The 26,107-nt window shown below is 69.9% G+C and carries 22 protein-coding genes; 11 read left to right on the top strand and 11 right to left on the bottom strand.

Annotated elements, in window-relative coordinates:
• Window positions 1–3: 3 nt before the first annotated feature.
• Window positions 4–1,077, bottom strand: coding sequence for an ABC transporter ATP-binding protein (locus NGK70_RS26010; RefSeq protein WP_251971318.1), 1,074 nt, complete (start codon window positions 1,075–1,077; stop codon window positions 4–6).
• Window positions 1,068–2,717 carry a glycerol-3-phosphate dehydrogenase gene (glpD, locus tag NGK70_RS26005; protein WP_251973908.1) on the bottom strand — a complete coding sequence of 550 codons (1,650 nt, stop codon included), beginning with the start codon at window positions 2,715–2,717 and terminating at the stop codon, window positions 1,068–1,070. Before glpD ends, NGK70_RS26010 begins: the two co-directional genes overlap by 10 nt.
• A gap of 223 nt (window positions 2,718–2,940) precedes the next feature.
• On the opposite strand from glpD, the gene NGK70_RS26000 reads away from it, so the two are divergent.
• The 3 genes from NGK70_RS26000 to NGK70_RS25990 all read left to right on the top strand — a co-directional run bounded on the left by NGK70_RS26000 (window position 2,941) and on the right by NGK70_RS25990 (window position 5,929).
• Window positions 2,941–3,705: a DeoR/GlpR family DNA-binding transcription regulator gene (locus NGK70_RS26000; RefSeq protein WP_251971317.1), complete on the top strand. Its 765-nt coding sequence runs from the start codon at window positions 2,941–2,943 to the stop codon at window positions 3,703–3,705.
• A 68-nt stretch (window positions 3,706–3,773) separates the two neighbouring features.
• Window positions 3,774–5,267, top strand: a complete 1,494-nt coding sequence (gene glpK, locus NGK70_RS25995) for a glycerol kinase GlpK (protein WP_251971316.1) — start codon at window positions 3,774–3,776, stop codon at window positions 5,265–5,267.
• Between the two features lie 233 nt (window positions 5,268–5,500).
• Window positions 5,501–5,929, top strand: coding sequence for a VOC family protein (locus NGK70_RS25990; protein ID WP_251971315.1), 429 nt, complete (start codon window positions 5,501–5,503; stop codon window positions 5,927–5,929).
• A 3-nt stretch (window positions 5,930–5,932) separates the two neighbouring features.
• On the opposite strand, the gene NGK70_RS26720 is transcribed toward NGK70_RS25990, so the two are convergent.
• The 6 genes from NGK70_RS26720 to NGK70_RS25960 form a co-directional block, all read right to left on the bottom strand.
• Window positions 5,933–6,538: a FitA-like ribbon-helix-helix domain-containing protein gene (locus NGK70_RS26720; protein ID WP_428985557.1), complete on the bottom strand. Its 606-nt coding sequence runs from the start codon at window positions 6,536–6,538 to the stop codon at window positions 5,933–5,935.
• 26 nt (window positions 6,539–6,564) lie between these two features.
• A complete protein-coding gene (ruvB, locus tag NGK70_RS25980) occupies window positions 6,565–7,635 on the bottom strand; it encodes a Holliday junction branch migration DNA helicase RuvB (RefSeq protein ID WP_251971314.1) in 1,071 nt (356 codons plus the stop codon).
• A 28-nt stretch (window positions 7,636–7,663) separates the two neighbouring features.
• Entirely contained in the window at window positions 7,664–9,304 is a 1,641-nt protein-coding gene (gpmI, locus tag NGK70_RS25975) for a 2,3-bisphosphoglycerate-independent phosphoglycerate mutase (protein WP_251971313.1), read from the bottom strand.
• A gap of 129 nt (window positions 9,305–9,433) precedes the next feature.
• The gene (ruvA, locus tag NGK70_RS25970) at window positions 9,434–10,006 is read right to left on the bottom strand and encodes a Holliday junction branch migration protein RuvA (RefSeq protein WP_251971312.1); all 573 of its coding nucleotides are present in this window, start codon (window positions 10,004–10,006) and stop codon (window positions 9,434–9,436) included.
• Between the two features lie 43 nt (window positions 10,007–10,049).
• Window positions 10,050–10,724, bottom strand: coding sequence for a response regulator (locus tag NGK70_RS25965; protein ID WP_251971311.1), 675 nt, complete (start codon window positions 10,722–10,724; stop codon window positions 10,050–10,052).
• A 93-nt stretch (window positions 10,725–10,817) separates the two neighbouring features.
• Window positions 10,818–12,773: a sensor histidine kinase gene (locus NGK70_RS25960; protein ID WP_251971310.1), complete on the bottom strand. Its 1,956-nt coding sequence runs from the start codon at window positions 12,771–12,773 to the stop codon at window positions 10,818–10,820.
• A 158-nt stretch (window positions 12,774–12,931) separates the two neighbouring features.
• Here NGK70_RS25960 and NGK70_RS25955 point away from each other — a divergent pair, with 158 nt between their 5' ends.
• The 4 genes from NGK70_RS25955 to NGK70_RS25940 all read left to right on the top strand — a co-directional run bounded on the left by NGK70_RS25955 (window position 12,932) and on the right by NGK70_RS25940 (window position 17,076).
• Window positions 12,932–13,945, top strand: a complete 1,014-nt coding sequence (locus tag NGK70_RS25955; protein ID WP_251971309.1) for a PhoH family protein — start codon at window positions 12,932–12,934, stop codon at window positions 13,943–13,945.
• Window positions 13,942–14,385 carry an rRNA maturation RNase YbeY gene (gene ybeY / locus NGK70_RS25950; RefSeq protein ID WP_251971308.1) on the top strand — a complete coding sequence of 148 codons (444 nt, stop codon included), beginning with the start codon at window positions 13,942–13,944 and terminating at the stop codon, window positions 14,383–14,385. Before NGK70_RS25955 ends, ybeY begins: the two co-directional genes overlap by 4 nt.
• A 23-nt stretch (window positions 14,386–14,408) precedes the next feature.
• Window positions 14,409–16,655 (top strand): prolyl oligopeptidase family serine peptidase, encoded by a 2,247-nt coding sequence (locus NGK70_RS25945; RefSeq protein WP_251971307.1) that lies wholly within the window; start codon window positions 14,409–14,411, stop codon window positions 16,653–16,655.
• A 151-nt stretch (window positions 16,656–16,806) separates the two neighbouring features.
• Window positions 16,807–17,076, top strand: a complete 270-nt coding sequence (locus NGK70_RS25940; protein ID WP_251971306.1) for a hypothetical protein — start codon at window positions 16,807–16,809, stop codon at window positions 17,074–17,076.
• A 97-nt stretch (window positions 17,077–17,173) separates the two neighbouring features.
• Here NGK70_RS25940 and NGK70_RS25935 read toward each other — a convergent pair whose 3' ends face one another.
• The 3 genes from NGK70_RS25935 to NGK70_RS25925 form a co-directional block, all read right to left on the bottom strand.
• The gene (locus NGK70_RS25935; protein WP_251971305.1) at window positions 17,174–19,015 is read right to left on the bottom strand and encodes a phosphoenolpyruvate carboxykinase (GTP); all 1,842 of its coding nucleotides are present in this window, start codon (window positions 19,013–19,015) and stop codon (window positions 17,174–17,176) included.
• A 230-nt stretch (window positions 19,016–19,245) separates the two neighbouring features.
• Window positions 19,246–19,995 (bottom strand): 16S rRNA (uracil(1498)-N(3))-methyltransferase, encoded by a 750-nt coding sequence (locus NGK70_RS25930; RefSeq protein WP_251973906.1) that lies wholly within the window; start codon window positions 19,993–19,995, stop codon window positions 19,246–19,248.
• Between the two features lie 75 nt (window positions 19,996–20,070).
• Window positions 20,071–21,582: a YifB family Mg chelatase-like AAA ATPase gene (locus NGK70_RS25925; protein ID WP_251971304.1), complete on the bottom strand. Its 1,512-nt coding sequence runs from the start codon at window positions 21,580–21,582 to the stop codon at window positions 20,071–20,073.
• A 249-nt stretch (window positions 21,583–21,831) separates the two neighbouring features.
• Here NGK70_RS25925 and NGK70_RS25920 point away from each other — a divergent pair, with 249 nt between their 5' ends.
• The 4 genes from NGK70_RS25920 to gshA all read left to right on the top strand — a co-directional run bounded on the left by NGK70_RS25920 (window position 21,832) and on the right by gshA (window position 25,982).
• Window positions 21,832–22,569, top strand: coding sequence for a TorF family putative porin (locus NGK70_RS25920; protein WP_251971303.1), 738 nt, complete (start codon window positions 21,832–21,834; stop codon window positions 22,567–22,569).
• A 36-nt stretch (window positions 22,570–22,605) separates the two neighbouring features.
• Window positions 22,606–22,944 carry a P-II family nitrogen regulator gene (locus tag NGK70_RS25915; protein WP_251971302.1) on the top strand — a complete coding sequence of 113 codons (339 nt, stop codon included), beginning with the start codon at window positions 22,606–22,608 and terminating at the stop codon, window positions 22,942–22,944.
• A 34-nt stretch (window positions 22,945–22,978) separates the two neighbouring features.
• On the top strand, window positions 22,979–24,508 hold the full coding sequence (locus NGK70_RS25910; protein WP_251973905.1) for an ammonium transporter: 1,530 nt from the start codon (window positions 22,979–22,981) through the stop codon (window positions 24,506–24,508).
• Between the two features lie 178 nt (window positions 24,509–24,686).
• Entirely contained in the window at window positions 24,687–25,982 is a 1,296-nt protein-coding gene (gene gshA, locus NGK70_RS25905) for a glutamate--cysteine ligase (RefSeq protein ID WP_251971301.1), read from the top strand.
• Window positions 25,983–26,107 lie beyond the last annotated feature (125 nt).

Genomic DNA, 26,107 nt, shown 5'->3' with positions numbered 1-26,107 from the left:
CGCTCAGGTTCTCCGTTGGGGCGCGACGAGCAGCGCTCCCGTTGCATCGAAGGCATAGACCTGCGTCGGGCTGACGTGCAGCGTCAGCCCGGCCCCCAGGTCGAACTCGTGCACGCCGGTGAGCTGCGCCACCAGCTCGCCCACCGCGGTGTGCACGTGCACGAAGGTGTCCGAGCCGGAGATCTCCGCCAGCTCCACCCGGCCGGGCAGGGCCACGTCGCCCGGGCGTGGCTGCACCCGCAATGCGCTGGCGCGGATGCCCAGGGTCAGTCCCCGGGACGATTCCCGCGGCAGCTCGACTGCGATCACCTCACCGGTGCTGAGGCGGGCGCCGCGTTCGGCCACCTCGGCGGCCAGCAGGTTCATCGGCGGGTCGCTGAAGGCCTTGGCCACGCGCAGTGACGCCGGGCGGTGGAACACCTCCGCCGTCGGGCCGTACTGCAGCAGCTCGCCGGCGTCCATCACCGCGGTCCAGCCGCCCAGCAAGAGCGCCTCGGAGGGCTCGGTGGTGGCGTAGATCACGGTGGCGTCGCCGGCGGCGAACAGCGCCGACAGCTCCTCGCGCAGCTCCTCGCGCAGCTTGTAGTCCAGGTTGACCAGCGGCTCGTCCAGCAGCATCAGCGGGGCGTTCTTGGCCAGCGCCCGCGCCAGCGCCACCCGCTGCTGCTGGCCGCCGGAGAGTTCGGCCGGCAGGCGGTCGAGGAAGACGTCGATGTGCAGCTTGGCCGCCAGCTCGCGCACCCGGCGGTCGATCTCCGCCTTGGGCCGCCCGCCCAGCTTCAGCGGCGAGGCGATGTTGTCGTACACCGTCATCGAGGGGTAGTTGATGAACTGTTGGTAGACCATCGCGACGTTGCGCTCGCGCACCGGCGTGCCGGTCACGTCGTGGCCGTCGACGAGCACGCTGCCGCTGCTGGGCACGTCCAGTCCGGCCATCAGGCGCATCAGCGTGGTCTTGCCGGCCTGGGTCGCGCCCAGCAGCACCGTGACCGCGCCGGGGGCCGGGGCCAGGCTCATGTCGTACAGCCAGGTCTGGGCGCCCACGCGTTGGCTGATTCCCGAGAGCGTCAGTTGCATGCCGTCTCGCTCCGTGTTTCGGGGGTGGGGTCGTTCATGTCGTCGTCGGTGGGCAGGGGATGGGCGGCCAGCCAGTCGGCCACCTGTTGTCGTTCGGCGGCGCTGTAGTGCAGGCCGAGCTTGCTGCGCCGCCACAGCAGGTCGTCGGCGCAGGTCACCCACTCCTCGCGCTGGAGGTAGCGGATCTCCGCCTCGTGCAGGCCGGGCGCCACTTCGGTGCCCAGGTCGGCCAGGGACTCGGCGCGGCCCAGCACCCGGTCGATGCGCGCGCCATAGGCCCGCGCCAGGCGCCGCGCCAGCGCCAGCGGCAGCCAGCCGTGGCGCGAGCGCAGCATGCTGACGAAACGCTCGAAGTCGGTGTCCGGCCGCCGCGGCGTGCCGATCCAGCCGCGCAGGTCGCCGCCGGGCAGCGGTGCCGGCTCGGTCCAGGCCGGGCGCGCCTCGCCCAGCATGCGGCCCACCTCGTCGGCGGCGTCCTCGGCCAGCTTGCGGAAGGTGGTGATCTTGCCGCCCCAGATGCTGAGCAGGGGGGCCCCTGCCACGGCCAGGGTGCTGGTCTCCAGCAGGTAGTCGCGCGTCACTGCCGAGGGGTCTCCCGATTCATCGTCCAGCAGCGGGCGCACGCCGGCGTAGCTCCACACCACATCGCTCGGCCGCACCGGCCGGGTGAAGTAGCGGCTGGCCTGCTCGCAGAGGTAGGCCACCTCGTCGGCATCGATCGCCGCGCCGCGCGGATCGCCCTGCAGCTCCTGGTCGGTGGTTCCCATCAGGGTGAAGTCCTCCTCGTAGGGGATGGCGAAGATGATGCGCTTGTCCGGGTTCTGGAAGATGTAGGCGTGGTCGTGCTCGAAGCATCGCGGCACCACGATGTGCGAGCCCTTCACCAGCCGCAGGCTGCGCGTGGCCAGCACCTCGCCACCGGCCGGGCGCGCCACGCCCCGCAGGAAGCTCTCCGCCCAGGGCCCGGCGGCGTTGACCAGCGCCCGGGCGCGCAGGCTGCGGCGCGCGCCGCCCGGGCCCTCAAGCTGCACCTGCCAGCCTTGGGCGTCGCGCTGCGCGGCCACGCAGCGGGTGCGGGTCAGCACCTGGGCGCCGCGGTCGCGGGCGTCCAGCGCGTTGAGCAGCACCAGCCGGGCGTCGTCCACCCAGCCGTCGGAGTAGATGAAGCCGCGGGTGTAGCGCTGCTGCAGCGGCGCGCCCACCGGGTGGCTGCGCAGGTCCACGCCGCGCGAGCCGGGCAGCACCTCGCGCCGCGCCAGGTGGTCGTAGAGAAAGATGCCCAGGCGGATCAGCCAGGCCGGCCTCATCGAGGGATCGTGCGGCATCACGAAGCGCAGCGGCCACATGATGTGCGGGGCGCTCTTGAGCAGCACCTCGCGCTCCTGCAGCGCCTTGCGCACCAGCCCGAACTCGTAGTACTCCAGGTAGCGCAGGCCGCCGTGGATCAGCTTGGTGGACGACGACGAGGTGTGCGACGCCAGGTCGTCCTGCTCCACCAGCGTCACGCGCCAGCCGCGGCCGGCCAGGTCGCGGGCGATGCCGCAGCCGTTGATGCCGCCGCCCACGATCAGCACGTCGCAGTCGCCGTCCCGGGCCTGCCGGGCGTTGATGGAGGTCGTCCCCGACGGGGGCGAAGCAATGGACAAGGGGTGTCTCCTGGAACGGATGCGATGACCGGCGCTCACCGGCCGTCATCCAATGGCGCCCAAACGCGCCGCATCCGGGTTCTTCTTTTTTCTTTTTACCGCCCTCAATGTTCGTTTGCAATAGGTATTGCATCTATTTCGTTTCCTTTGGGTTCGTTTAGGCTCTGCGGCACATGAGAAGGCAGCCGTCAGCCGTCGGCCCTAGCATCCACACGCCATGACGCCCAACCCCCGCCAATCCCAGCTGCTGGACGCGGTGCGCCAGCACGGCGCGCTGAGCGTCGAGACCCTGGCCGAGCGCTTCGGCGTGACGCTGCAGACCGTGCGCCGCGACGTGAAGCTGCTGGCCGAGGCCGGCCTGCTGGCGCGCTTCCATGGCGGGGTGCGGCTGCCCAGCTCCACCACCGAGAACATCGCCTACCGCCAGCGCGAGGCGCTGCACGCCGAGGGCAAGCAGGGCATCGCCCGGGCGGTGGCCGCGCGCATCCCCAACGGCAGCTCGCTGCTGATCAACCTGGGCACCACCACCGAGGCGGTGGCGCGCGAGCTGCTGCAGCACGCTGGCCTGCGCGTGATCACGAACAACCTGAACGTGGCCGCCATCCTGGCCGACAACCCGGACTGCGAGGTCATCGTCACCGGCGGCATGGTGCGCCACCGCGACCGCGGCATCGTCGGCGCCGCGGCGGTGGACCTGATCCGCCAGTTCAAGGTGGACATCGGCCTGATCGGCATCTCCGGCATCGAGGCCGACGGCAGCCTGCGCGACTTCGACTACCGCGAGGTGCAGGTGGCGCGCGCCATCATCGAGCAGAGCCGCGAGGTCTGGCTGGTGGCCGACCACAGCAAGTTCAACCGCCCGGCGATGGTGGAGCTGGCCCGCATCGACCAGATCGACCTGCTCTTCACCGACGTGGCTCCGCCCGAGCCCTTCCCGCAGTTGCTGGCCGAGGCCGGCGTGCAGGTCGAGCTCGCCGGCTGAACGGCCGCAGCGCACGGCCCGCCGCTGGTCGGCCGTCGCTCCGCGCCCGACCACAAGGAGACACTTCCATGACCTACCTGCTGGCCCTGGACCAGGGCACCTCCAGCTCGCGCAGCATCGTCTTCGACGCCCAGGGCCAGGTCGTCGCGATGGCCCAGCGCGAATTCCGCCAGATCTACCCGCAGCCCGGCTGGGTGGAGCACGACCCCGAGGAGATCTGGCAGACCCAGCTCGACACCGCACGGGAGGCCATCGCCAAGGCGGGGATCCGGGCGGCGGATGTGCGCGCCATCGGCATCACCAACCAGCGCGAGACCACCGTGGTGTGGAACCGCCGCAGCGGCCGTGCCATCCACAACGCCATCGTCTGGCAGGACCGCCGCGCCGAGCCGCTGTGCGCGCAGCTGCGCGAGCAGGGCCACGCCGAGCGCATCCGCGAGGCCACCGGCCTGGTGGTCGACGCCTACTTCTCCGGCAGCAAGATCCGCTGGATCCTCGACCACGTGCCGGACGCCCGCGCTCTGGCCGAGCGCGGCGACCTGGCCTTCGGCACCGTCGACAGCTGGCTGCTCTGGAAGCTCTCCGCCGGCCGGGTGCACGCCACCGACGTCAGCAACGCCGCGCGCACCATGCTCTTCGACGTGCGCCGCAACGCCTGGGACGAGGGCCTGCTGGCGCTGCTGGATGTGCCCGCCACCCTGCTGCCAGCGGTGCACCCAAGCAGCCATGTGTTCGCCGAGAGCGAACCCGACCTGCTCGGCGCCTCGCTGCCGATCGCGGGCATCGCTGGCGACCAGCAGAGCGCCCTGTTCGGCCAGGCCTGCTTCCGTGCCGGCCAGGCCAAGAACACCTACGGCACCGGCTGCTTCATGCTGATGCACACCGGCGGCCAGTTCCAGACCAGCCACAACGGCCTGATCACCACCAGCGCGGCGCAGCCCGACGCCGCGCCGCAGTTCGCGCTGGAAGGCAGCGTCTTCATCGGCGGCGCGGTGGTGCAGTGGCTGCGCGACGGCCTGCGCGCCATCTCCGCCAGCTCCGAGGTGCAGTCCCTGGCCGAAAGCGTGCCCGATGCCGGCGGTGTCATGTTCGTGCCCGCCTTCACCGGCCTGGGCGCACCCTACTGGGACGCCGACGCCCGCGGCGCCATCGTCGGCCTGACGCGCGGCAGCACCGTGGCCCACATCGCCCGCGCCGCGCTGGAAAGCATCGCCTACCAGAGCGCAGCTCTTCTCCAGGCGATGTCCCGCGACGCGGTGGCGGCCGGCGCCGCCCCGGTCAGCGAGCTGCGCGTGGACGGCGGCGCCTGCGTCAACGACCTGCTGATGCAGTTCCAGGCCGACCTGCTCGGTATCCCGGTGCTGCGCCCGAAGGTGATCGAGACCACCGCGCTGGGCGCCGCCTACCTGGCCGGCCTGGCCACCGGCGTCTGGTCCGGCTTGGATGAACTGGCTGGCCAGTGGCAGGCCGAACGCGTCTTCCACCCCACGCTCTCGCGCGACCGCGCCGAGGAAGCGATGGCGCGCTGGGAACGTGCGGTGCGGCAGGCGGTGGCGGAGTGAGCGGCGCCCGCGGCTGAACCAGCACATCGGGGCCCGGTGTGGGCTGGCCTGTGGAATCCAGCCATGGCCCGACCAGCGGATCAGTTTCCGCGCGGGATACTCTCGCCACGCTCGATGCCGCCCAGCCCGTCGGGGGACTTGCGCGGACCCGTAAAGACTGTACATTCATACAGTCATGCGGTCGTATGCACGGTGCCGACCGCTCACTCAGGCTGACTCAGGAGAACCTTCCCATGCTGGACCACATGACCTTCCGCGTCACTGACATCCGTCGCGCCAAGGCGTTCTTCAGCGCTGCGCTGGCGCCACTCGGCTACGCCGTCTGCTTCGAGGGCCACTACGGTTCGAACATCCTGGGCTTCGCTTATCCGGACCCGTCCGAGCCCGATGGCAAGAAGGCGGATGTCTGGTTCGTCGACGGCCCTTCACCCTACGGCGGTGCCCCGGCCACCACGGCCTGCCACCTGGCATGGAAGGCCGGCAGCCGTGCCCAGGTGGATGCGTTCTACAGCGCAGCGATGGCTGCGGGCGGCAGGGACAACGGCCCCCCGGGTCTGCGCCCCGACTACCACCCCAACTACTACGGTGCGTTTGTCATCGACCCGGAAGGAAACAACATCGAGGCTGTTTGTCATCAGGCCGAGCAGACGTCGCTCTCCTGAACTTCAGCCCCAGGGATTCACCACCCGCACACCCGTGCCATGAAAGTCGCGCACATTGCGTGTCGCAATCGTGAAACCCCTGGCGGCAGCAATCGCCGCGATGGCGCCATCCGCAAAGCCAATCGGGTTGCCGGCGGCCTTGGCTGCGGTGTCGAAGTCCAGCACACGGTCTTCGAACAGGGGGCGCACTTGCTGAGTCAGCGCCCGATGCAGATCCGTACGGCGGCGGCCCAGGGGCAACGCTGCCACGCCGGACAGCGGCTCGGCCCAGCTGATGGTGGTCAGGAACAGGCTGCCGACCAGCTGCGCATCCAGCCAGGTCAGCACAGCGGCAGACCGGTCAGGTTTGAGCGGCGGTCGAGGACGATTGTTCGAACGTGGCCGGCGCGATTGGCGTCGTTTCCCGCTGCAGGCACAGCTCCAGCTCATCCACTCCACCCACCCCCGCCCAATCCGAGCGAGCGCAGTTCCTGGCCCGATCTTCGACTGGACCGCCTCATCCAGAAGGCGGCGCGTCTCGTCCTCCACGCTGTGGCCGTGCTGGCTGGCCAACCGTTCGAGTGCGCTGAGGGTTTCCTCAGACAGGTCGTGGAGGGTCAAGGTGGGCATGGCGAGTTTCTCGGAGTCCGCTTCCCTCACCCCTCGAACAAATCCCCCAGCCCCGCCTTGTTCGGCGGCGCCACCCCCAGGTGGCGGTACGCGGCCAGCGTGGCGATGCGACCGCGCGGGGTGCGTTGCAGGAAGCCCTGCTGGATCAGGTAGGGCTCGATGACGTCTTCGATGGTGCCGGGCTCCTCGCCGATGGCGGCGGCGACGTTGTCCAGGCCGACCGGACCGCCGTCGAATCGGTGCACCACCGCCTCCAGCAGCTTGCGGTCCATCAGGTCGAAGCCCTGGGGGTCGACGTCCAGCATCGCCAGGGCCTTGTCGGCAATCGCCTTGATGATGCGGCCGTCGCCCTTGACCTCCGCGTAGTCGCGCACCCGGCGCAGCAGGCGGTTGGCGATGCGGGGGGTGCCGCGCGAGCGCCGGGCGATTTCCATCGCGCCTTCGGCGTCGATCGGCGCCTTCATCAGCCCGGCCGAGCGGGTGACGATGCGCACCAGTTCCTCGGGCGTGTAGAACTCCAGCCGCGCGACGATGCCGAAGCGGTCGCGCAGCGGGTTGGTCAGCATGCCGGCGCGGGTGGTGGCGCCCACCAGGGTGAAGGGCTGCAGGTCGAGCTTGATGCTGCGGGCGGCCGGGCCCTCGCCGATCATGATGTCGATCTGGTAGTCCTCCAGCGCGGGGTAGAGGATTTCCTCGACCACCGGCGAGAGGCGGTGGATCTCGTCGATGAACAGGACGTCGTTGGCCTCCAGGTTGGTCAGGATGGCGGCGAGGTCCTTGGGCTTCTCGAGCACCGGGCCGCTGGTCTGGCGCAGGTTGACGCCCAGCTCGGCGGCGATGATGTGGCTGAGCGTGGTCTTGCCCAGCCCGGGCGGGCCGAAGAGCAGCACGTGGTCGAGCGCCTCGGCGCGCTTCTTCGCGGCGCCGATGAAGATCTCCAGCTGCTCGCGGGCCTTGGCCTGGCCGACGTACTCCTGCAGCAGCTTGGGCCGCAGGGCGCGCTCCAGCGCCTCCTCGTTGGGCGAGGTGGGGGCGGCGCTGATCAGGCGGCGCTGCGGGGCGGGCGCGGCGCCCAGGTCGTCGGTCTGGATGGCCATCCAGTGATTATCGGGCGCAGCCCCCCATTTACTTCACCGTCAGCAGGCTCTCGTCCCAGCTGGCGTGCTTCTCGAAGCCCAGCAGGTTGGCGGTGGTGGCGGCGATGTTCGACAGGCCGGCCGTGTCCGTCTGGCGCAGGCCCAGGCGGCCGCCGCTGACGTTGTCGTACAGCACCAGCGGCACCTGGTTGAGCGTGTGCGCGGTCTTGGCCTTGAAGCTGCCGTCGGGGTTGGTGGCCGGCTGCTTGGTCTTCTTGTCGATCTCGTACATCTCGTCGGCGTTGCCGTGGTCGGCGGTGATCAGCGCCACGCCGCCGGCGGCATCCACGGCCGCCAGCACCCGCGCCAGTTCCAGATCCACCGCCTCGATGGCCATGGTCGCGGCGCGGAAGTGGCCGGTGTGGCCGACCATGTCGCCGTTGGCGAAGTTGCAGCGCAGCGTGCGGTACTGGCCGGACTGCAGCGCGGCGATCATCGCGTCGGCGATTTCGGCGGCCTTCATCCAGGGGCGCTGCTCGAAGGGCACCACGTCGCTGGGCACCTCCTGCCAGGTCTCGCCCTCGAACTTGCTGGAGCGGTTGCCGTTCCAGAAGTAGGTGACGTGGCCGAACTTCTGCGTTTCCGAGCAGGCGAACTGCGCCAGCCCGGCCTTGGCGAACCACTCGCCGGTGGTGTTGCGGATCGCCGGCGGGTCGACCAGGAAGCGCTGGGGCAGCTTCAGGTCGCCGTCGTACTGCAGCATGCCGGCGTAGGTGACCTTGGGGTGGCGCTGGCGGTCGAACTTGTCGAACACCGCGTCCTCGAAGGCGCGGGTGATCTCGATGGCGCGGTCGCCGCGGAAGTTGAAGAACACCACCGCGTCGCCGTCCTGCACCGTGCCGATGGGCTGGCCGGCCTCGGCGATCACGAAGGGCGGCAGGTCCTGGTCGATGGTGCCGGGGTGCATCTCGCGCAGGGCGCGCACGGCCGTGGCGCAGTCGGCGAACTGCGGGCCCTCGCCCAGCACATGCACGCGCCAGCCCTTGTCCACCATGGCCCAGTTGGCCTCGTAGCGGTCCATCGTGATGTTCTGGCGGCCACCGCCGGAGGCGATGCGGGCGTCGAAGCCGGCATCGTTCAGCCCGGCCAGGAAGGCCTCGAAGGGCTCGACGTAGTCCAGCGCGCTGGTCTCGGGCACGTCGCGGCCGTCCAGCAGCACGTGGATGCGCACGGTGGGCACGCCCTCGGACTTGGCGCGCGCCACCAGCGCCTTCAGGTGGTCGATGTGGCTGTGCACGTTGCCGTCGGAGAACAGCCCCAGGCAGTGCAGCACGCCGCGCCCGGCCTTGGCCGCGGCGACGATCTCCTGCCAGGCGGGGCCGGCCCAGATCGAGCCGGCGGCGATGGCATCAGCCACCAGCGCCGCGCCCTGGGCGTAGACCTGGCCGGCGCCGATGGCGTTGTGGCCGACTTCGGAGTTGCCCATGTCCTCATCGGAGGGCATGCCCACCGCGGTGCCGTGGGCGCGCAGGCGCACGTGGGGGTACTGCGCGAACAGGCGGTCGAGCGTGGGCTTGCGCGCCGCGGCGATGGCGTTGCCGACCTCGCTGCGGCCGATGCCGTAACCATCCAGCACGATGGTGACCACCGGGCCGGCCACGCCGGGGAAGGCTGAGAACTTGGGCAACATGAAGCGTTCCTGGGAGCAAGCAGAACCTGGGATTTTCGCACCCGGGCTCGCTGCCGCGCAGCCCTCGGAACGGCGCTTGAGCGTGCGCAATGGCCGGCGGAGCGAGCCGACTCGCTCAGCGCAGCGCGTTCAGCCCAAGGCCTTCAGCGCGAGCTTGATGCCCTCGCTGACGCCGACGTCCTTGGGCAGGTTCTTCAGCGCGGCGCCGGCTTCCTTTTCGTTGTAGCCCAGGGCGACCAGGGCCTGCACGATGTCGGCCTGGGCGTCGCTCTGCACCACCGCGCCGGGCAACGCCAGATCCGGGCCGAGCTTGCCCTTGAGTTCGAGCAGCAGGCGCTCGGCGGTCTTCTTGCCGATGCCGGGCACCTTGATCAGCCGGCCGGCCTGCTGGGCGGAGACGGCCTGCGCCAGGTCGTTCACGCTCAGGCCCGACAGGATGGACAGCGCGGTGCGCGCGCCCACGCCGGTGATCCTGATGAGCTGGCGGAACGTGGCGCGCTCTTCGGCGGTGAGAAAGCCGTAAAGCAGTTGTGCGTCCTCGCGCACGACGAAGTGCGTCAGCAGCGTGACGCGCTCGCCGAGCGCCGGGAGGTTGTAGAAGCTGCTCATCGGCACGTCGACTTCGTAGCCGACGCCGTTCACATCGATGAGGATCTGCGGCGGAGTCTTCTCCGCCAGGGTGCCGCTGAGCCGTCCGATCATCCGGGGATGATACGGGGCGACGGGCCGGGCGCTCAGCGGCGGGTCAGCGGCGGAAGAGGCCGAGGCGCTGGGCTTCCAGGGCGGCTTCGGCGCGCGAGCTCACGTTGAGCTTGCGGTAGATCTGCTTGACGTAGTCGGCGATGGTGTGGCGCGAGAGGCCGAGCTGCACGCCGATCTCGGGCAGGGTGAAGCCCTTGGCCACGCGCAGCAGCACCTCGCGCTCGCGCTCGGTCAGCTGCACGTTGGGCATCAGGCTGTCCTGCGTGCTCACGGCCTGCTGCGCGCCGGGGCGGTTGGCCTGGGCGGAGAAGTAGCTGATCATGCGCCGCGCAATCGACGGCGACAGCGGCGGCTCGCCCTGGCTGATGCGCTGCAGGTGCTCCATCAGCTGCTCGCGCGGCTGCTCCTTGAGCAGGTAGCCGTAGGCGCCGGCCTGCAGGGCGGGGAAGAGGTGGTCGTCGTCGTCGTGGATGGTCACGACCACCGACTGCGCATCGGGCTGGTTGTCGCGCAGCGCCTGCACGACCTTCACGCCGGAGCCGTCGGGCAGCCCGAGGTCGATCATTGCCAAGTCGAAGCGCTGGGCGCCCACCTGCTGCAGCGCGTCGTGCACCCGCGCGGCCTCGGTGACGGTGGAGCCGGGAAACACCTGCAGCACCAGGGTGCGCAGCCAGGCGCGGATCTCGGGCAGGTCTTCAAGCAGCAGGATCTGTTTCATGGTCGGGGCTCCGAAAGGGGCGCGCGGGGGGCGTCGAGGCGGTTATCGGTGGCAGGGCGGGCGAACTGGAGGGGCAGCGGCGGTGTCAGGTGCTCAAAGCGGCAAGGTCAAGCGGATCGTGGTGCCGTACCCGGGGCCGGACTCCACCAGGCACTGGCCCTGCAGTTGCTTGGCGCGGCCCTTCATGGTGGACATGCCATGCCCGCGGTCGAGCTTGCCGTCCATCTCCATCGGGATGCCCTTGCCGTTGTCGGCAATGGTCAGTTCGAAGTCGTTGTGATCCTGGCGGATCGAGATCTGGCAGTGGCTGGCGCCGCTGTGCTTGAGCACGTTGCTGACCGCCTCGCGCAGGATGCGGGTGGTCTGCACGTAGGCGCGTGCGCTCATCGCACGTTCGCTCATCAGCAGCTCGTCGGGCGTGTCCCAGGCGAGTTCGACGCCGCCCTGCGACAGGCGCATCATGATCTCGCTGCGCCAATCGCCGATGGCATCGCCCAGTTGCACCGCCTTGCCGGTGAGGCCGCGCACGGACAGGCGCATCTCTTCGAGCGCCTCGCGCGCCAGGGTGGAGATACGGTCGCTTTCGCTGGTGTGCACGATGGTCAGCAGCTTGGCGCCCAGATCGTCGTGCAGGTCGGCGGCGATGCGCTTGCGCTCCTTGGCGGTGACCTGCTCGACGCGCAGCTCGGCCATGCGGTCGTAGTTCTGCTCCATGTCGGTGGAGACTTCCTGCATGCGCTTCTCGGCGGCGGTGCGGGCCTGCTCGGCGGCTTCGAGGGCGCTGCGCTGCACCTGTTGCAGGCGCCAGACCATGCCGGCGAACATCACCAGCACCGACACGCTGATCGCCAGCTTGCCCGGCAGGAGCAGCGGGCCGGGCGAGAGCAGCCACTCGCCTGCGAGCACCAGCGCGCCGGAGCCGGCCGAGGCCGTGGCCAGGCGGAAGTCGGTGCGCGACATGTGCCAGGCGCGGTGCAGGAACACGCCCAGCGCGGCCACCAGCTCCACCACCAGGATCACCGCCCAGGGCTGCGCGACGGTGTAGACCCGCTCCGGCAGCGCCACCGCCAGGCCCAGCAGCACGAACAGGCACTGCAGGGCCAGGGAGGACTCCAGCCAGTCGATGCGCAGGCCGCAGGAGCGCAGCAGGAAGAGGATCGCCGCCACCGCCACCGGGGGCGTCAGCACGGTGATCACGATCTCGACGCCCAGGGCCGGCAGCGGCAGGTCCACCCCGAGCAGCAGGGCGCACAGGACCGACCAGCCCAGCGCCGCGGCGCCGAAGTAGGCCAGGTAGGGCAGCTTGCTCGTGACGGCCAGGACCAGCGCCGCCGCGCCGATGACGCCCGACAGCGCCAGCAGGGCCAGCGGCAGGCCCAGCTGCAGCGCGCGGGCGCGGGCGCGCTCGGCCTCCAGGGCCGGGTGAGCACCGATGCGCACCTCGGACAAGGCCCCCGCCCGCTCGTGGGAGGCCACCTTGCGCACCGGCAGGGCGCGCACCTGGATGTCCAGCAGGTTGCCGCGCTCGCGCAGCAGGCCGGGCGGCAGGTCGATCAGCGCCGGCTCGTGGCAGTCGGTCGCGCGCGGCTCGGGGTCGGCGCCCCGGCTGGCGATGTACTGGCCGTTCAACCGGACCGTGTACTGCGCGCACACCCTGGCAAGGTAGGCCGCCGGCATGCCGGGGCCGAAGCCCCCGCGTGGCACCTCGAACTCCATGCGGTACCACATCGGCAGCTCGTCACGCAGGCCGCGTTCCCAGGTGTGGGGCAGCTCGATGCGCTGGGCGGCAGTGCCTTCCGGGAACACGGGCGCAGCCGAGCGTATCGCCCAGGCCTGCACGATCGTGAGGCCGCCCTGGGTGGTGCTGCTGGACCCCAGCAGGCCGACCAGGGCTGCCAGGATGACCAGCAGGCAGGCCAGCAGCAGCGGCCAGCGGGCCGGGTGCAGGACGTGCCAGAGGGGGCGCTGCCCGTCGGCACCGGGTTTCAGCAAGCGGCCAAGCCAGCCGGGGAGGAGGCCGCTGGAGGCCGGCGCAGGGGGGGCGGACACGAAGGATCGGGTGGGCGCAAGAGGGTGGGGGAAACGGTCGGGGCGGCTGGTACACCAGTGCGCCCACAGGTGTAAAGGATTCTGCCGGAGCCCCACTCGGGTCGGGGGCAGCGACAATCGCGCCACCGGGCCCCGGCTCCAAACTTCGCACGCTTGCCTTGATCCTGCGCCTCGCCTTCACCCCCGTCGACAACGCGCGGCTCGCGCACCTGTGCGGTCCGCTCGATGAGCACCTGCGCAGCACCGAGGTGGCCTTGGCCGTCCAACTGCGGCGCCACAATGAAAAAATCCGCATCGATGGGGCGCCTGCGAACGCCCGGGTGGCGCGGACCTTCCTGGAGCAGATGTACCTGCGCTCGCAGCGGCCGATCGAGGCGGCCGAGCTGCAGCTGGCGCTGGTGCAGGCGATGCAGGGGCTGGCCGCCCGGGCCGAGGAGGGCCAGGCGGCGCCAGCGGATGCCGATGCGGGCGATCCCATCGTGCTGCGCACGCGCCGTGCCGACTTGGTGGGGCGCACGACCAACCAGATGGCCTACCTGCGCCACATGCTCAGCCACGACATCACCTTCGGCATCGGCCCGGCGGGCACCGGCAAGACCTTCCTGGCGGTGGCCTGCGCGGTCGATGCGCTGGAGCGCAACACCGTGCAGCGCATCATCCTGACGCGCCCGGCGGTCGAGGCGGGCGAGCGGCTGGGCTTCCTGCCCGGCGACCTGGCGCAGAAGGTAGACCCCTACCTGCGCCCGCTCTACGACGCGCTGTACGACCTGATGGGCCTGGAGCGCGTCACCAAGGCCTTCGAGAAGGGCCTGCTGGAGATCGCGCCGCTGGCCTTCATGCGCGGGCGCACGCTCAACCACGCCTTCGTGATCCTGGATGAGGCGCAGAACACCACCGTCGAGCAGATGAAGATGTTCCTCACCCGCATCGGCTTTGGCAGCCGCGCGGTGGTGACCGGGGATGTCAGCCAGATCGACCTGCCGCGTGGCACGACCAGCGGGCTGGTCGATGCCGCCCAGGTGCTGCGCGACGTGCGTGGCATCGCGATGACGCATTTCACCGCCGCCGACGTCGTGCGCCACCCGCTGGTGGCGCGCATCGTCGAGGCCTACGACGCCCAGCGCGAGCGCCGCGAGCGGGCCAACCCGTCCGCGGCCGAGGAACCCCGATGACCCTGCCGAGCCTGACCCTGTCGCTGCAGTTTGCCGACCCCCGCCACCGCGCCGACCTGCCGCGGCACAAGGTGATCCGCTGGCTGCGCCACGCGCTGGCCCTGCCTGGCGAGATCACCGTGCGCATCGTCGATACCGAGGAGGGTCAGGCGCTGAACCGTGACTACCGCGGCAAGGACTACGCCACCAACGTGCTGACCTTCGACTACGCGCGCGAGCCGGTCGTGTCGGCCGATCTGGTGCTCTGCGCGCCCGTCGTGCAGGCGGAGGCGGCGGTGGCCGGCAAGACCTTGCAGGCCCATTACGCCCACCTGCTGGTGCATGGTGCCCTGCACGCGCAGGGCTACGACCACGAGGACGACGAGGCCGAGGCCGAGCGCATGGAAGCGCGCGAGCGCGAGGTGCTGGCCACCCTCGGCTTTGCCGACCCCTACGCCTGATGGATCCTGATGGAGAACGCACCATGCCCTTCCGCCTCGGCCTGGCCGTCGCGCTCGTCTTCCTGCTGGGCCTGGTCGGGGTGCCGGCGATGAGCGCGGGCCCCGACGGGTCGGCTGCGCCGGCCGTGCCGGTCGCGTCCGTCCTGCCCACCGCGGCGGGCGACGATCCCCACCTCTGGCTGGAGGATGTGCTCGGCGAGCCCGCCCTGGACTGGGTGCGCGAGCGCAATGCCGAATCCCAGGCCGTGCTGACGGCCCCGCCGCTGTTTGGCGAGCTGAAGGCGCAGATGCTGGAGGTGCTCAACGACCGCCAGCGCATCCCGTCGGTGCGCCGCATCGGCGACCAGCTCTACAACTTCTGGCAGGACGCCGATCACCAGCGCGGCCTGTGGCGGCGCACGACCCTGGACGAGTACCGTCGCGCCGAGCCGCGCTGGGAGACGGTGCTCGACCTGGACGCGCTCGGCGCGGCCGAGGGCGAGAACTGGGTCTGGAAGGGCGCGAGCTGCCTGCCGCCGACGGGCGGCGACGCGGCCTGGACGCGCTGCCTGCTGCACCTGTCGCGTGGGGGCGCCGACGCGGTGGTGCTGCGCGAGTTCGACCTGCAGCAGCGCGCCTTCGTGCCCGGCGGCTTCAGCCTGCCCGAGGCCAAGAGCGATGTGGCCTGGCTGAGCCGCGATGAACTGCTCGTCGGCACCGACTTCGGCCCGGGCTCGCTGACCGACTCCGGCTACCCGCGGGTGATCCGGCGCTGGCGGCGCGGCAGCCCGCTGGCCGAGGCGCCGGTGGTGTTCGAGGCGCAGCGCAGCGATGTCAGCGCCTCGGCCTGGGTCGACCACACGCCCGGCCACCTGCGGGTCGGACTGTCGCGCTCGATCGATTTCTACCGCAGCGAGGACTTCCTCTGGCAGGACGAGGCGGCCGCACGGCCCGCCGGCCGGCTGCAGCACCTCGACAAGCCGGCCGATGCCAGCCTGTCCTTCCACGACGACTGGGTGCTGATGAGCCTGCGCAGTGCGCTGCCCGCACCGGACGCTGCCGGCGGCAGCCACCCGGCGGGCAGCCTGCTGGTGGCGCGGGCGGCGGATCTGCTCGCCGGCCGCCCGCGCTGGCAGGCCCTGTTCACGCCCACGGCCACGCGCTCGCTCGACGGCTGGACCTGGACCAGGACCCGCCTGCTGCTCACCGTGCTCGACAACGTGGCCACCCAGGTCGAGGAACTGCGCTGGGAGCCACCGGCTGCGGGCGCGCCGCCGACCGAGGGCCGGTGGGCGCGCCAGCCGCTGGCGCTGCCTGGTCCTGGCACGCTGTCGCTGGCGGCATTGCACGATCCGCACCGGCGTGACGACCCGCTGGCCGAGCACTACCTGATCAGCTACACCGATTTCCTGACGCCCGACAGCCTGATGCTGGGCCGCACCGGGGCGACCGTGCGGGAGCTGCTCAAGCAGCGCGCACGCCACTTCGACGCTGCCGGCATGCGCGTCGAGCAGCGCTTCGCCACCAGCCGGGACGGCACCCGCGTGCCCTACTTCGTGGTCTGGCCCGCCGGTGCCCAGGCGGACGGGCGCAACCCGACGCTGCTCTATGGCTACGGCGGCTTCGAGGTGTCGATGCAGCCCTGGTACTCCGCGGCCTTCGGCAAGGCCTGGTACCAGCGTGGCGGCGTGCTGGTGGTGGCCAACATCCGCGGTGGCGGTGAGTTCGGCCCGGCCTGGCACCAGGCGGCGGTGAAGGCGCACAAGCAGCGCAGCTACGACGACTTCATCGCCGTGGCCGAGGACCTGGTGCGCAGCGGCGTCACCGAGCCGAAGCGCCTGGGCATCATGGGCGGCTCCAACGGCGGCCTGCTGGTGGGCGCGGCCGTCACGCAGCGCCCGGACCTGTTCGGCGCGGTGGTCTGCCAGGTGCCGCTGCTGGACATGCGCCGCTACCACCTGCTGCTGGCCGGGGCGTCCTGGATGGCCGAGTACGGCAACCCCGACCTGCCGCAGGAGTGGGACTGGATCCGCCGCTACAGCCCCTACCAGCAACTGCGCCCCGGTGTGGCGTATCCGCGCCTGCTCGTCACCACATCCACGCGCGACGACCGTGTTCACCCGGGCCACGCCCGCAAGATGGTGGCGCGGCTGCGTGAGCTGGGTGCCCCGGTGCTCTATTACGAGAACATCGAGGGGGGGCATGGCGGTGCGGCCGACAACGCCCAGCGTGCCCACCTGATGGCGCTGGAATACAGCTACCTGTGGATGCAGCTCGGCGGTGGGCGCTGAAACGGGGCAGGGACCCCGGGCGCCAGGGCGGGCCTGGCGTGCAATGTTGCACCGCAACATCCCTGAACCCGACGCGGACTTCAAGTTGATGCAGCGATGTAATCAGGGTTAACCCTAGAATGAATTTCAGGGTTTTCCCTTAGGAGTCGCCATGAGCACACTTTCCATCCCCTCGGGCAGTTACCGCTCGCCCGCTTCCCTCGCGCTCACCACCCGTCTGCGGCGCGCCGTCTTCCACCTGTTCCACGCGGTCGGTTCGGCGGGTGTGGCGGTGTGGTCGGGCATCGGCCGGTCCCTGGAGCTGCGGGAGGTCGAACCGACCAACGCCGAAGAACTGCTCGAATACGCCGGACGCTTCGAGAAGACGCAGCCGTCCTACGCGGCCGATCTGCGTGCTGCGGCGCTGCGCTACATGGAGTGATGCCGTCACGGCGGGTCGACCGGTGATCAGGGTCGATTCGCGGCGCAGACACAAAAAAGCCCGCTGGCGCGGGCTTTTTGCCGAGCGGCGAGACCGTTCAGGCAGACAGTTCGGCTTCGAGCTTCTGCTTGGTGGCGGTCAACTCGGCCGGCAGGTGGTAGGCCAGCTGGGTGAACAGCTCGTCGTGCAGCTTCAGCTCGGCCTTCCAGGCGTCGGGGTCGGCATTGATGATGCTGGCGTACTGCTCCTTCGAGAAGTCCAGGCCGCTCCAGTCCAGGTCCTCGTAGCGCGGGCTCACGCCGAAGAAGTGGCCTTCGCCCTGGCCCGTGCCTTCCACGCGCTCGACCATCCACTTCAGGACGCGGGCGTTGTCGCCATAGCCCGGCCAGACGAACTTGCCGTCGGCGCCCTTGCGGAACCAGTTGACGCAGAAGATCTTGGGCAGCTTGGCGCCTTCGCCTTGCAGCTTGTTGCCCACGTCCAGCCAGTGCTGGAAGTAGTCGGCCATGTTGTAACCGCAGAAGGGCAGCATCGCGAACGGGTCGCGGCGCACCACGCCCTGCGCGCCAAAGGCGGCGGCGGTGGTTTCCGAGCCCATCGTGGCGGCCATGTACACGCCTTCGGTCCAGCTGCGCGCCTCGGTGACGAGCGGCACGGTGGTCGAGCGGCGGCCGCCGAAGATGAAGGCGTCGATCGGCACGCCGGTGGCGTCGTCCCAGGCCGCGTCCAGGGCTGGGTTGTTGGTGGCGCCCACGGTGAAGCGCGAGTTCGGGTGCGCGGCCTTGGTGCCCTTTTCCTTGGCGATGGCCGGGGTCCAGTCGTTGCCCTGCCAGTCGATCGCGTGGGCCGGCGCGTCGCCGTCCATGCCTTCCCACCACACGTCACCGTCGTCGGTCAGCGCGACGTTGGTGAAGATGGTGTCCTTCTCGACCGACTTCATGCAGTTCGGGTTGGTCAGGAAGTTGGTGCCCGGGGCGACGCCGAAGTAGCCGGCCTCGGGGTTGATCGCGTACAGGCGGCCATCCTTGCCGGGCTTGATCCAGGCGATGTCGTCACCGATGGTGGTGACCTTCCAGCCACCCATGGCCGCCGGCGGGATCAGCATCGCGAAGTTGGTCTTGCCGCAGGCCGACGGGAAAGCGGCGGCGACGTGGTACTTCTTGCCCGCGGGCGAGGTCACGCCCAGGATCAGCATGTGCTCGGCCAGCCAGCCCTGCTGGCGGCCCATCGTGGAGGCGATGCGCAGCGCGAAGCACTTCTTGCCCAGCAGCGCGTTGCCGCCGTAGCCCGAACCGTAGGACCAGATCTCCTGGGTCTCGGGGTAGTGGACGATGTACTTGGTGGTCGGGTTGCACGGCCAGGTGGTCGTGTCCTTCTCGCCCTCGGCCAGCGGGGCACCCACGGTGTGCATGCAGGGCACGAAGTCGCCATCGTTGCCCAGCAGGTCGATCACGGCGCGACCCATGCGGGTCATCAGCTTCATGTTCACGGCCACGTAGGCCGAGTCGGACAGCTCCACGCCGATGTGGGCGATCGGCGAGCCCAGCGGGCCCATGCTGAAGGGCACCACGTACATCGTGCGACCCTTCATGCAGCCCTTGAACAGCGCCTTCTCACCGGTTTGCAGCAGCGTGCGCATCTCGGCCGGGGCCATCCAGTTGTTGGTCGGGCCGGCGTCTTCCTTCTTCTGCGAGCAGATGTAGGTGCGGTCCTCGACGCGGGCCACGTCGGACGGGTCGGTCACCGCCAGGTAGCTGCCCGGGCGCTTGGCCAGCTTCTTGAAGCTGCCGGCGTCGACCAGCTGCTGGCACAGGCGGTCGTACTCTTCCTGCGTGCCGTCGCACCAGTGGATCGCAGCGGGCTGGGTGAGTGCGGCCATCTCGGCCACCCAGGCAATCAGTTTGGAATTCTTGACGTAGTCCGGTGCGTTGACGGTCATGCGAAGGCTCCTAAGGTTGAAAAAGGCATCTCGGAAACGCTCGAAGACGCAAGCGCGACCGAACGTTTTCGGGATGCCATGAAAAAACAGTGTAGGGGCCGCCCTTTCTGGATCACAGAGGGGTTACATGCGTTTTTTGCATAGATAGATGCAGGGCGCGCGAATCGAGGGTGATGCGTGCGGTTTTTGCTTTTTGGCCCCGGCGCAGCCCGGCGGGTGCGCGCGGCTGGTTACAGGCGGGTTCCGATGGCAGCGAGCACGGCAAGGGGGGCGGTCTCGGCGCGCAGCACCCGGGGGCCCAGCGTCGTGGGCAGGGCGCCCTGGCCGCGCAGAGCGGCCTCCTCCTCCGGCGTGAAGCCGCCTTCCGGCCCGCTGAAGAGGGTCCACTGGGTGATCCGGGCTGCCACGCCGTCGTGCAGCCGCTCGGCCAGCGGGCGGGCCTCGGCCAGGGACAGCAGCAGCCGTCCCATGGCGGACGCACCGGTGTTGACCGTCCCGGCCGCCTCTGTCAGGAGCGCGGTCAGTGTGCGGATGGGGCCGATGCGGGGCACCCGGGTGCGGCCGCACTGCTCCGCGGCGGCGATCGCCACGGCCTGCCAATGCGCTTGCTTGCGCTCGGCCCGCTCGCCCGACAGGCGCAGGACGCTGCGCCCGGTCTGCACCGGCTCGATCGCGGTGGCGCCGAGCTCGGTGGCCTTCTCGACCAGCCAGTCGAAGCGGTCGTTGGCCGGCATCGCGGCCACCAGCGTCACGTTGACCGGCAGTTCGCGCTCGACCGGATCGTGGTCGATCACCCGGACGTCGACGTGCTGTCGGCCCATCGAGACCACCTCGGCAGACCACTCGCCGCCGCGCCCGTCGAACAGCGTGATGCCCTCGTCGGGCTGCAGGCGCAGCACCTGGACGTGCCGGGCTGCAGCGGGGGGGAGCCGCAGGGAATCGGTGGCGGCGAGGGGGAGATCGACGAAGAAGCGCGGCATCGGTGGCATGGAGGTGGGTGCGGCGAGGCTGCCATTGTCGGCCCGCCCCCGGCCCGGCGCTCCACGGGAGCAGGCTCAGGCGGCCGCCAGTGCGCGCCGCAGCTGGATGGCCTCTGCGACGTGTGCCACGCCGATGTCCGCCGCGCCTGCGGCATCGGCGGCGCTGCGTGCGATGCGCAGCACCCGGTGCACGCTGCGGCCGGACCAGCCCAGGCGCAGGGCGGCGGCATGGAGGAAGTCCAGCGCGGCCTTCGCGGCGTGGGCGTGCTCGTCCAGGGCCGGGCCTTCGAGGTCGGCGTTCCAGCAGCCCTGGCGCTGCCACTGCAAGGTGCGCGCGGCGGCGACCCGCTCGGCGACCACGGCGCTGGGCTCGCCGTCGGCCACGGCGTTGAGCACCTCCGGGGGGAGCACGGGCACCTCGACGCGCAGGTCGATGCGGTCCAGCAGCGGCCCGGAGAGGCGGGCCTGGTAGCGCGTGACCGCATCCGGGCTGCAGCGGCAGGCGCGCAGCGGCGAGCCCTGGTGGCCGCAGGGGCAGGGGTTCATCGCCGCGACCAGCTGGCAGCGGGCCGGGAACTCGGCCTGGCGGGCCGCGCGCGAGATGCGGATGCGGCCGCTGTCGAGCGGCTCACGCATCGCTTCCAGCGCGGCGCGGGGGTACTCGGGCAGCTCATCGAGGAAGAGCACACCGTGGTGGGCCAACGAGATCTCGCCCGGCCGGGGCGGCGAACCCCCACCCACCAGTGCCACCGCCGAGGCGGTGTGGTGGGGCGCGCGCAGGACGCGCCGTGCCCAGCCGCGCGGGTCGAACTGCCCGGCCAGGCTGAGGATCGCGGCGGATTCGAGCGCCTCCTCCTCGCGCAGCGGCGGCAGCAGCCCGACCAGGCGCTGCGCCAGCATCGACTTGCCGGTACCGGGTGGGCCGACGAACAGGACGCTGTGGTTGCCGGTGGCCGCGATCTCCAGCGCCCGCTTGGCCTGGGTCTGCCCCTTGACGTCACGCAAGTCCGGCCAGGGCGGGGGGGCATCCGGGGCGGCAGGTTGCGGCGTGGCCAGCGCCTGGGCGGTCTCGGCGGGCTGCAGCGCCTGCACCACATCAAGCAGGTGGTCGGCCAGGCGCAGCTGCAGGCCGGGCACGCGCGCGGCTTCCATTGCGCTGGTGCGTGGCAGCACCAGGGTGCGCGTGCTGCCAGCACGTTGCAGGGCCACGGCCATCGCGAGGGCGCCGCGCACGTCGCGCAGGTCACCGGCCAGCGACAGCTCGCCGGCGAACTCCAGCCCCTCCAGATCGCCCTGGATCTGGCCGCTGGCCGCGAGGATGCCCACCGCGATCGGCAGGTCGAAGCGTGCGCCTTCCTTCGGCAGGTCGGCCGGTGCCAGGTTGACGGTGATGCGCTTGTTGTGCGGGAAATCCAGTCCGCTGCTCTGCAGGGCGGAGCGCACCCGCTCGCGCGCCTCCTTGACCTCGGTGTCGGCCAGCCCGACCAGCGTGAAGCTGGGCAGGCCGTTGGCGAGATGCACTTCGACGGTGACGTCGGGTGCTTGCAGCCCGAGCAGGGCGCGGCTGTGGACCAGGGCGAGTGACATGGTGTAGGAGGTGGCGGGCGGGGCCCCATTTTGAGAACCAGATCACGCCGCGGCTCTCCCTCCAAAGGGTGGTGCACCCGGATGGTGCGGCGTGGGGCGGCGTTCTTGGTGCGTGCCCGTGCCGGGTCGGCGCGGGCTGCGCCAAGGGGGGGCGCGCCACGCCTTGTTACGCACGGACGTGCTTGGCATGGAAGCTGCAGTGTCTGCTTCGGTACCGCCCTCTTCGACCTCAATACCTGGAGTTTCCGCATGAACCACGTCGCCAAGTTTTCCGCCCTGGCCGCTCTCGCTGTTGCCGGCATGGCGCCTCTGGTCGCCCGCGCCGATGACGGGCTGTCCTTCAACGCGGGCGCCGTGTCCGACTACCGCTACCGTGGCATCTCCCAGACCCACCTGAAGCCGGCGCTGCAGGCGGGGGCCGACTACACCAAGGGTCCGTTCTACGTGGGCACCTGGGCCTCCACGATCAAGTGGATCAAGGATGCCGGCGGTGACGCCAACGTCGAGCTGGATGTCTACGGTGGCTACAAGGGCGAGATCGTCAAGGACCTGGGCTACGACGTGGGCGTGCTGACCTACGTCTACCCGAAGAACAAGCTGGCAACGAGCGCCAACACCACCGAGGTCTACGGCGCGGTGTCGTTCGGTCCGGCCACGCTGAAGTACTCGCACAGCCTGACGAACCTGTTCGGCTTCGTGGACAGCAAGAACTCTGGCTACCTGGACCTGAGCGCCAGCTTCGAGGTCGGGCCGGTGTTGGTGGCGCCGCACCTTGGTTACCAGAAGGTGGCCAAGAACGGTGACTACTCCTACACCGACTACTCGCTGACCGTCAGCAAGGAAGTCGTCAAGGGCCTGACGCTGAGTGGCGCATTGGTCGGCGCCGACACCAAGAAGATCGCTGGCACGCCGGCCTACTATTACGCCCCGAAGGACAAGGATCTCGGCAAGGCCGGCCTGGTCGTCGGCGCCAAGTACGCCTTCTGAGCGCCCAGCACCCAGCATCCGCATCGGAGTTCCACCATGAAAATGGTCACCGCCATCATCAAGCCCTTCAAGCTCGACGAGGTGCGCGAAGCCCTCGGCAACATCGGCGTGCAGGGCATCACCGTCACCGAGGTCAAGGGCTTCGGCCGCCAGAAGGGCCACACCGAGCTGTACCGCGGCGCCGAGTACGTGGTCGACTTCCTGCCCAAGGTGAAGATCGAAGCCGCCGTCGATGACGCGGTGGTCGATCGCGTCATCGAGGCCATCGAAGCTGCCGCGCGCACCGGAAAGATCGGCGACGGGAAGATCTTCGTCTGCCCGATCGAGCAGGTGCTGCGCATCCGAACCGGCGAGACCGGCAAGGACGCCCTCTGAGCCCGGCAACCCCTCCGCAAGAGAGACAACCATGTTGAAGAAATTCCTCGCCAGTCTGGCGCTGGGTGTGGCGCTCCTCGGCTTGGCCGGGGTGTCGCATGCCCAGGCCGCTTCCGATGCCGCCGCGACGGTGTCGGCCCCGACCGCAGCGGCCTCCGCCACAGCGGCTGCTGCTGCACCTGCACCTGCGGAGGCGGCTTCGACCGCCGCTCCGGCTGCCGCCGCCGCATCGGCCCCCGTGCCGAACAAGGGTGACATCGCCTGGATGCTGGTGTCCACCCTGCTGGTCATCCTGATGGCCATTCCGGGCCTGGCCCTGTTCTACGGCGGCCTGGTGCGCAGCAAGAACATGCTGTCGGTGCTGATGCAGGTCTTCGTCACCTTCTCGCTGATCACGGTGCTGTGGGTCGTGTACGGCTACAGCCTGGCGTTCACCGAGGGCAATGCCTTCATTGGCGGCTTCGACCGGCTCTTCCTGAAGGGCGTGTTCGACCCGGCGGCAGGCACCTTCGCGATGGCGGCCACCTTCTCGAAGGGCGTGGTCATCCCGGAAATCGTGTTCGTCGCCTTCCAGGCCACCTTCGCGGCCATCACCTGCGGCCTGATCGTGGGCGCCTTCGCCGAGCGCATCAAGTTCGGTGCGGTGCTGCTGTTCATGACGCTGTGGTTCACCTTCAGCTACCTGCCGATCGCCCACATGGTGTGGTACTGGATGGGCCCGGACGCGTACACCGGCAAGGACGTCGTCGACGCGATGAACGGCAAGGCCGGCCTGATCTGGCAGTGGGGCGCGCTGGACTTCGCCGGCGGCACCGTGGTGCACATCAACGCCGCCGTGGCGGGCCTGGTGGGTGCCTACATGCTGGGCAAGCGGGTGGGCTACGGCCGTGAAGCCTTCACGCCGCACTCGCTGACGCTGACCATGGTCGGTGCCTCGCTGCTGTGGGTGGGCTGGTTCGGCTTCAACGCGGGTTCCGCGCTGGAAGCGGGCAACAGTGCCGCGCTGGCTTTCATGAACACCTTCGGTGCGACCGCTGCGGCCGTGCTGGCCTGGTGTGCGGGTGAAGCGCTGCTGAAGGGCAAGGCCTCGATGCTGGGTGCAGCCTCGGGTGCGGTGGCTGGCCTGGTGGCGATCACGCCGGCTGCGGGCAACGTCGGCATCGTCGGGGGCCTGGTGATCGGCTTCGTCGCCGGTTTCGCCTGCCTGTGGGGTGTGAGCGGCCTCAAGCGCCTGCTGGGTGCTGATGACTCGCTGGACGTGTTCGGTGTGCACGGCGTGGGCGGCATCGTCGGTGCCCTGCTGACCGGCGTGTTCAACAGCCGGGCGCTGGGCGGCCCGGGCCTGGTGACCGACTGGGTTTCGGCCACCGTGGGCAGCAACGGCGTGTTCGACCAGTTCCTGATCCAGGCCAAGGCGGTGGGCGTTACCGTGGTGTGGTCGGCGGTGGTCGCTGCGGTCTCGTTCAAGGTCGTCGACCTCGTGATCGGCCTGCGGGTCACCGAGGAAGAAGAGCGCGAGGGCCTGGACATCTCCTCGCACGGCGAAACGGCCTACCACGGCTGATCGACCGATTTCGGTTCCGTTTCCCCCGAAAGGGCCGCCTCGTGCGGCCCTTTTCTCATGCGGCCTTGCGTCCGTGAGGGCCTCCCCCATCTGAATCACTCCGCGCGTGGGTCGCCCTTTGGCACACTCACGGCATCGCTTCATCCACTGGCGCGCCTTGGTCGGCGCCCGAGACAGCATGGTCCCCCACCTCGTCACCGCACTGAATGGCCCGATCAATGAACTGGAGGCGCGCATCATCGACTCCATGCCGGCCATCGAGCGCTGGTTCCGGCTGGAGTGGATGGAGCACACGCCGCCCTTCTACACGTCGGTGGACATCCGCAACGCCGGCTTCAAGCTGGCGCCGGTGGACACCAACCTGTTCCCGGGTGGCTGGAACAACCTGACGCCGGCGATGCTGCCGCTGGCCGTGCAGGCGGCGATGGCTGCGATCGAGAAGATCTGCCCCGAGGCCAAGAACCTGCTCCTCATCCCCGAGAAGCACACGCGCAACACCTTCTACCTGAGCAACGTCGCGCGCCTGCGCCAGATCTTCAGTCTGGCGGGGCTGAACGTCCGCCTGGGGTCGCTCGATCCGGAGGTCAAGGCGCCCACCACCTTCGAGCTGCCCGACGGTGATTCGATCACCGTGGAGCCGTTGCTGCGCAGCAAGCGCCGTCTCGGGCTGAAGGACTTCGACCCCTGCACGGTGCTGCTCAACAACGATCTGTCCGCCGGCATCCCGGATGTGCTGCGCGGGCTGCACGAGCAGTACCTGCTGCCCCCGCTGCATGCCGGCTGGGCGGTGCGGCGCAAGAGCAACCACTTCCAGTCCTATGAGGAGGTGGCCAAGAAGTTCGCCAAGCTGCTCGGCATGGATGCCTGGCTGATCAACCCCCTGTTCAGCCGCTGCGGCGAAGTCGACTTCGCCCAGGAGCAGGGCCTGGAGTGCGTGCGTGCCAATGTGGATGCGCTGCTGGGCAAGGTGCGCCGCAAGTACAAGGAGTACGGCATCAACGAGAAGCCGTTCGTGATCGTCAAGGCGGACAACGGCACCTACGGCATGGGCATCATGACGGTGCGCGACGCAAAGGAACTCGATGAAGTCAGCCGCCGCACGCGCAACAAGATGAGCGTGGTCAAGGATGGCCAGGAGGTCTCCCAGGTGATCATCCAGGAGGGGGTGCCCACCTTTGAGCGGATGAACGACGCCGTGGCCGAGCCGGTGGTCTACATGATGGATCGCTACGTCGTGGGCGGCTTCTATCGGGTGCATGCCGAGCGCGGGGTCGACGAGAACCTGAACGCGCCGGGCTCGCACTTCGCGCCGCTGGCCTTTGCCGAGAGCCCGCAGCTGCCTCGCCCGGGCGTCAAGCCGGGGGCGAGTGCGCCCAATCGCTTCTATATGTATGGCGTGGTGGCGCGCCTGGCGATGCTGGCGGCGAGCTACGAGCTGGAGGCCACGGATCCGGATGCCGAGGTCTACGACTGAACACGCAGGAGGCTCTGCGGCCCTTCAGCGACTCGCCCACGAAGGCTGTTGACAGCGGATGATGTGGCCTGCATAATCGAAGGCTCTTCTGGCTTGCGCGCGTGCCTAGCCGTACGTGGTGCAAC

The sequence above is a fragment of the Sphaerotilus microaerophilus genome (genome assembly GCF_023734135.1).
Lineage (GTDB): Bacteria > Pseudomonadota > Gammaproteobacteria > Burkholderiales > Burkholderiaceae_C > Sphaerotilus > Sphaerotilus microaerophilus.
This window is presented reverse-complemented; position numbering and strand designations above follow the sequence as displayed.

Excerpts from the sequence above, each read along its gene's own strand:
- NGK70_RS26010 (WP_251971318.1), bottom strand. The coding sequence starts at position 1,077 with ATGCAACTGACGCTCTCGGGAATCAGCCAACGCGTGGGCGCCCAGACC.
- NGK70_RS26000 (WP_251971317.1), top strand. The coding sequence starts at position 2,941 with ATGACGCCCAACCCCCGCCAATCCCAGCTGCTGGACGCGGTGCGCCAG.
- glpK (WP_251971316.1), top strand. The coding sequence starts at position 3,774 with ATGACCTACCTGCTGGCCCTGGACCAGGGCACCTCCAGCTCGCGCAGC.
- NGK70_RS25990 (WP_251971315.1), top strand. The coding sequence starts at position 5,501 with ATGCTGGACCACATGACCTTCCGCGTCACTGACATCCGTCGCGCCAAG.
- NGK70_RS26720 (WP_428985557.1), bottom strand. The coding sequence starts at position 6,538 with ATGCCCACCTTGACCCTCCACGACCTGTCTGAGGAAACCCTCAGCGCA.
- ruvB (WP_251971314.1), bottom strand. The coding sequence starts at position 7,635 with ATGGCCATCCAGACCGACGACCTGGGCGCCGCGCCCGCCCCGCAGCGC.
- gpmI (WP_251971313.1), bottom strand. The coding sequence starts at position 9,304 with ATGTTGCCCAAGTTCTCAGCCTTCCCCGGCGTGGCCGGCCCGGTGGTC.
- ruvA (WP_251971312.1), bottom strand. The coding sequence starts at position 10,006 with ATGATCGGACGGCTCAGCGGCACCCTGGCGGAGAAGACTCCGCCGCAG.
- NGK70_RS25965 (WP_251971311.1), bottom strand. The coding sequence starts at position 10,724 with ATGAAACAGATCCTGCTGCTTGAAGACCTGCCCGAGATCCGCGCCTGG.
- ybeY (WP_251971308.1), top strand. The coding sequence starts at position 13,942 with ATGACCCTGCCGAGCCTGACCCTGTCGCTGCAGTTTGCCGACCCCCGC.
- NGK70_RS25945 (WP_251971307.1), top strand. The coding sequence starts at position 14,409 with ATGCCCTTCCGCCTCGGCCTGGCCGTCGCGCTCGTCTTCCTGCTGGGC.
- NGK70_RS25940 (WP_251971306.1), top strand. The coding sequence starts at position 16,807 with ATGAGCACACTTTCCATCCCCTCGGGCAGTTACCGCTCGCCCGCTTCC.
- NGK70_RS25935 (WP_251971305.1), bottom strand. The coding sequence starts at position 19,015 with ATGACCGTCAACGCACCGGACTACGTCAAGAATTCCAAACTGATTGCC.
- NGK70_RS25930 (WP_251973906.1), bottom strand. The coding sequence starts at position 19,995 with ATGCCGCGCTTCTTCGTCGATCTCCCCCTCGCCGCCACCGATTCCCTG.
- NGK70_RS25925 (WP_251971304.1), bottom strand. The coding sequence starts at position 21,582 with ATGTCACTCGCCCTGGTCCACAGCCGCGCCCTGCTCGGGCTGCAAGCA.
- NGK70_RS25920 (WP_251971303.1), top strand. The coding sequence starts at position 21,832 with ATGAACCACGTCGCCAAGTTTTCCGCCCTGGCCGCTCTCGCTGTTGCC.
- NGK70_RS25915 (WP_251971302.1), top strand. The coding sequence starts at position 22,606 with ATGAAAATGGTCACCGCCATCATCAAGCCCTTCAAGCTCGACGAGGTG.
- gshA (WP_251971301.1), top strand. The coding sequence starts at position 24,687 with ATGGTCCCCCACCTCGTCACCGCACTGAATGGCCCGATCAATGAACTG.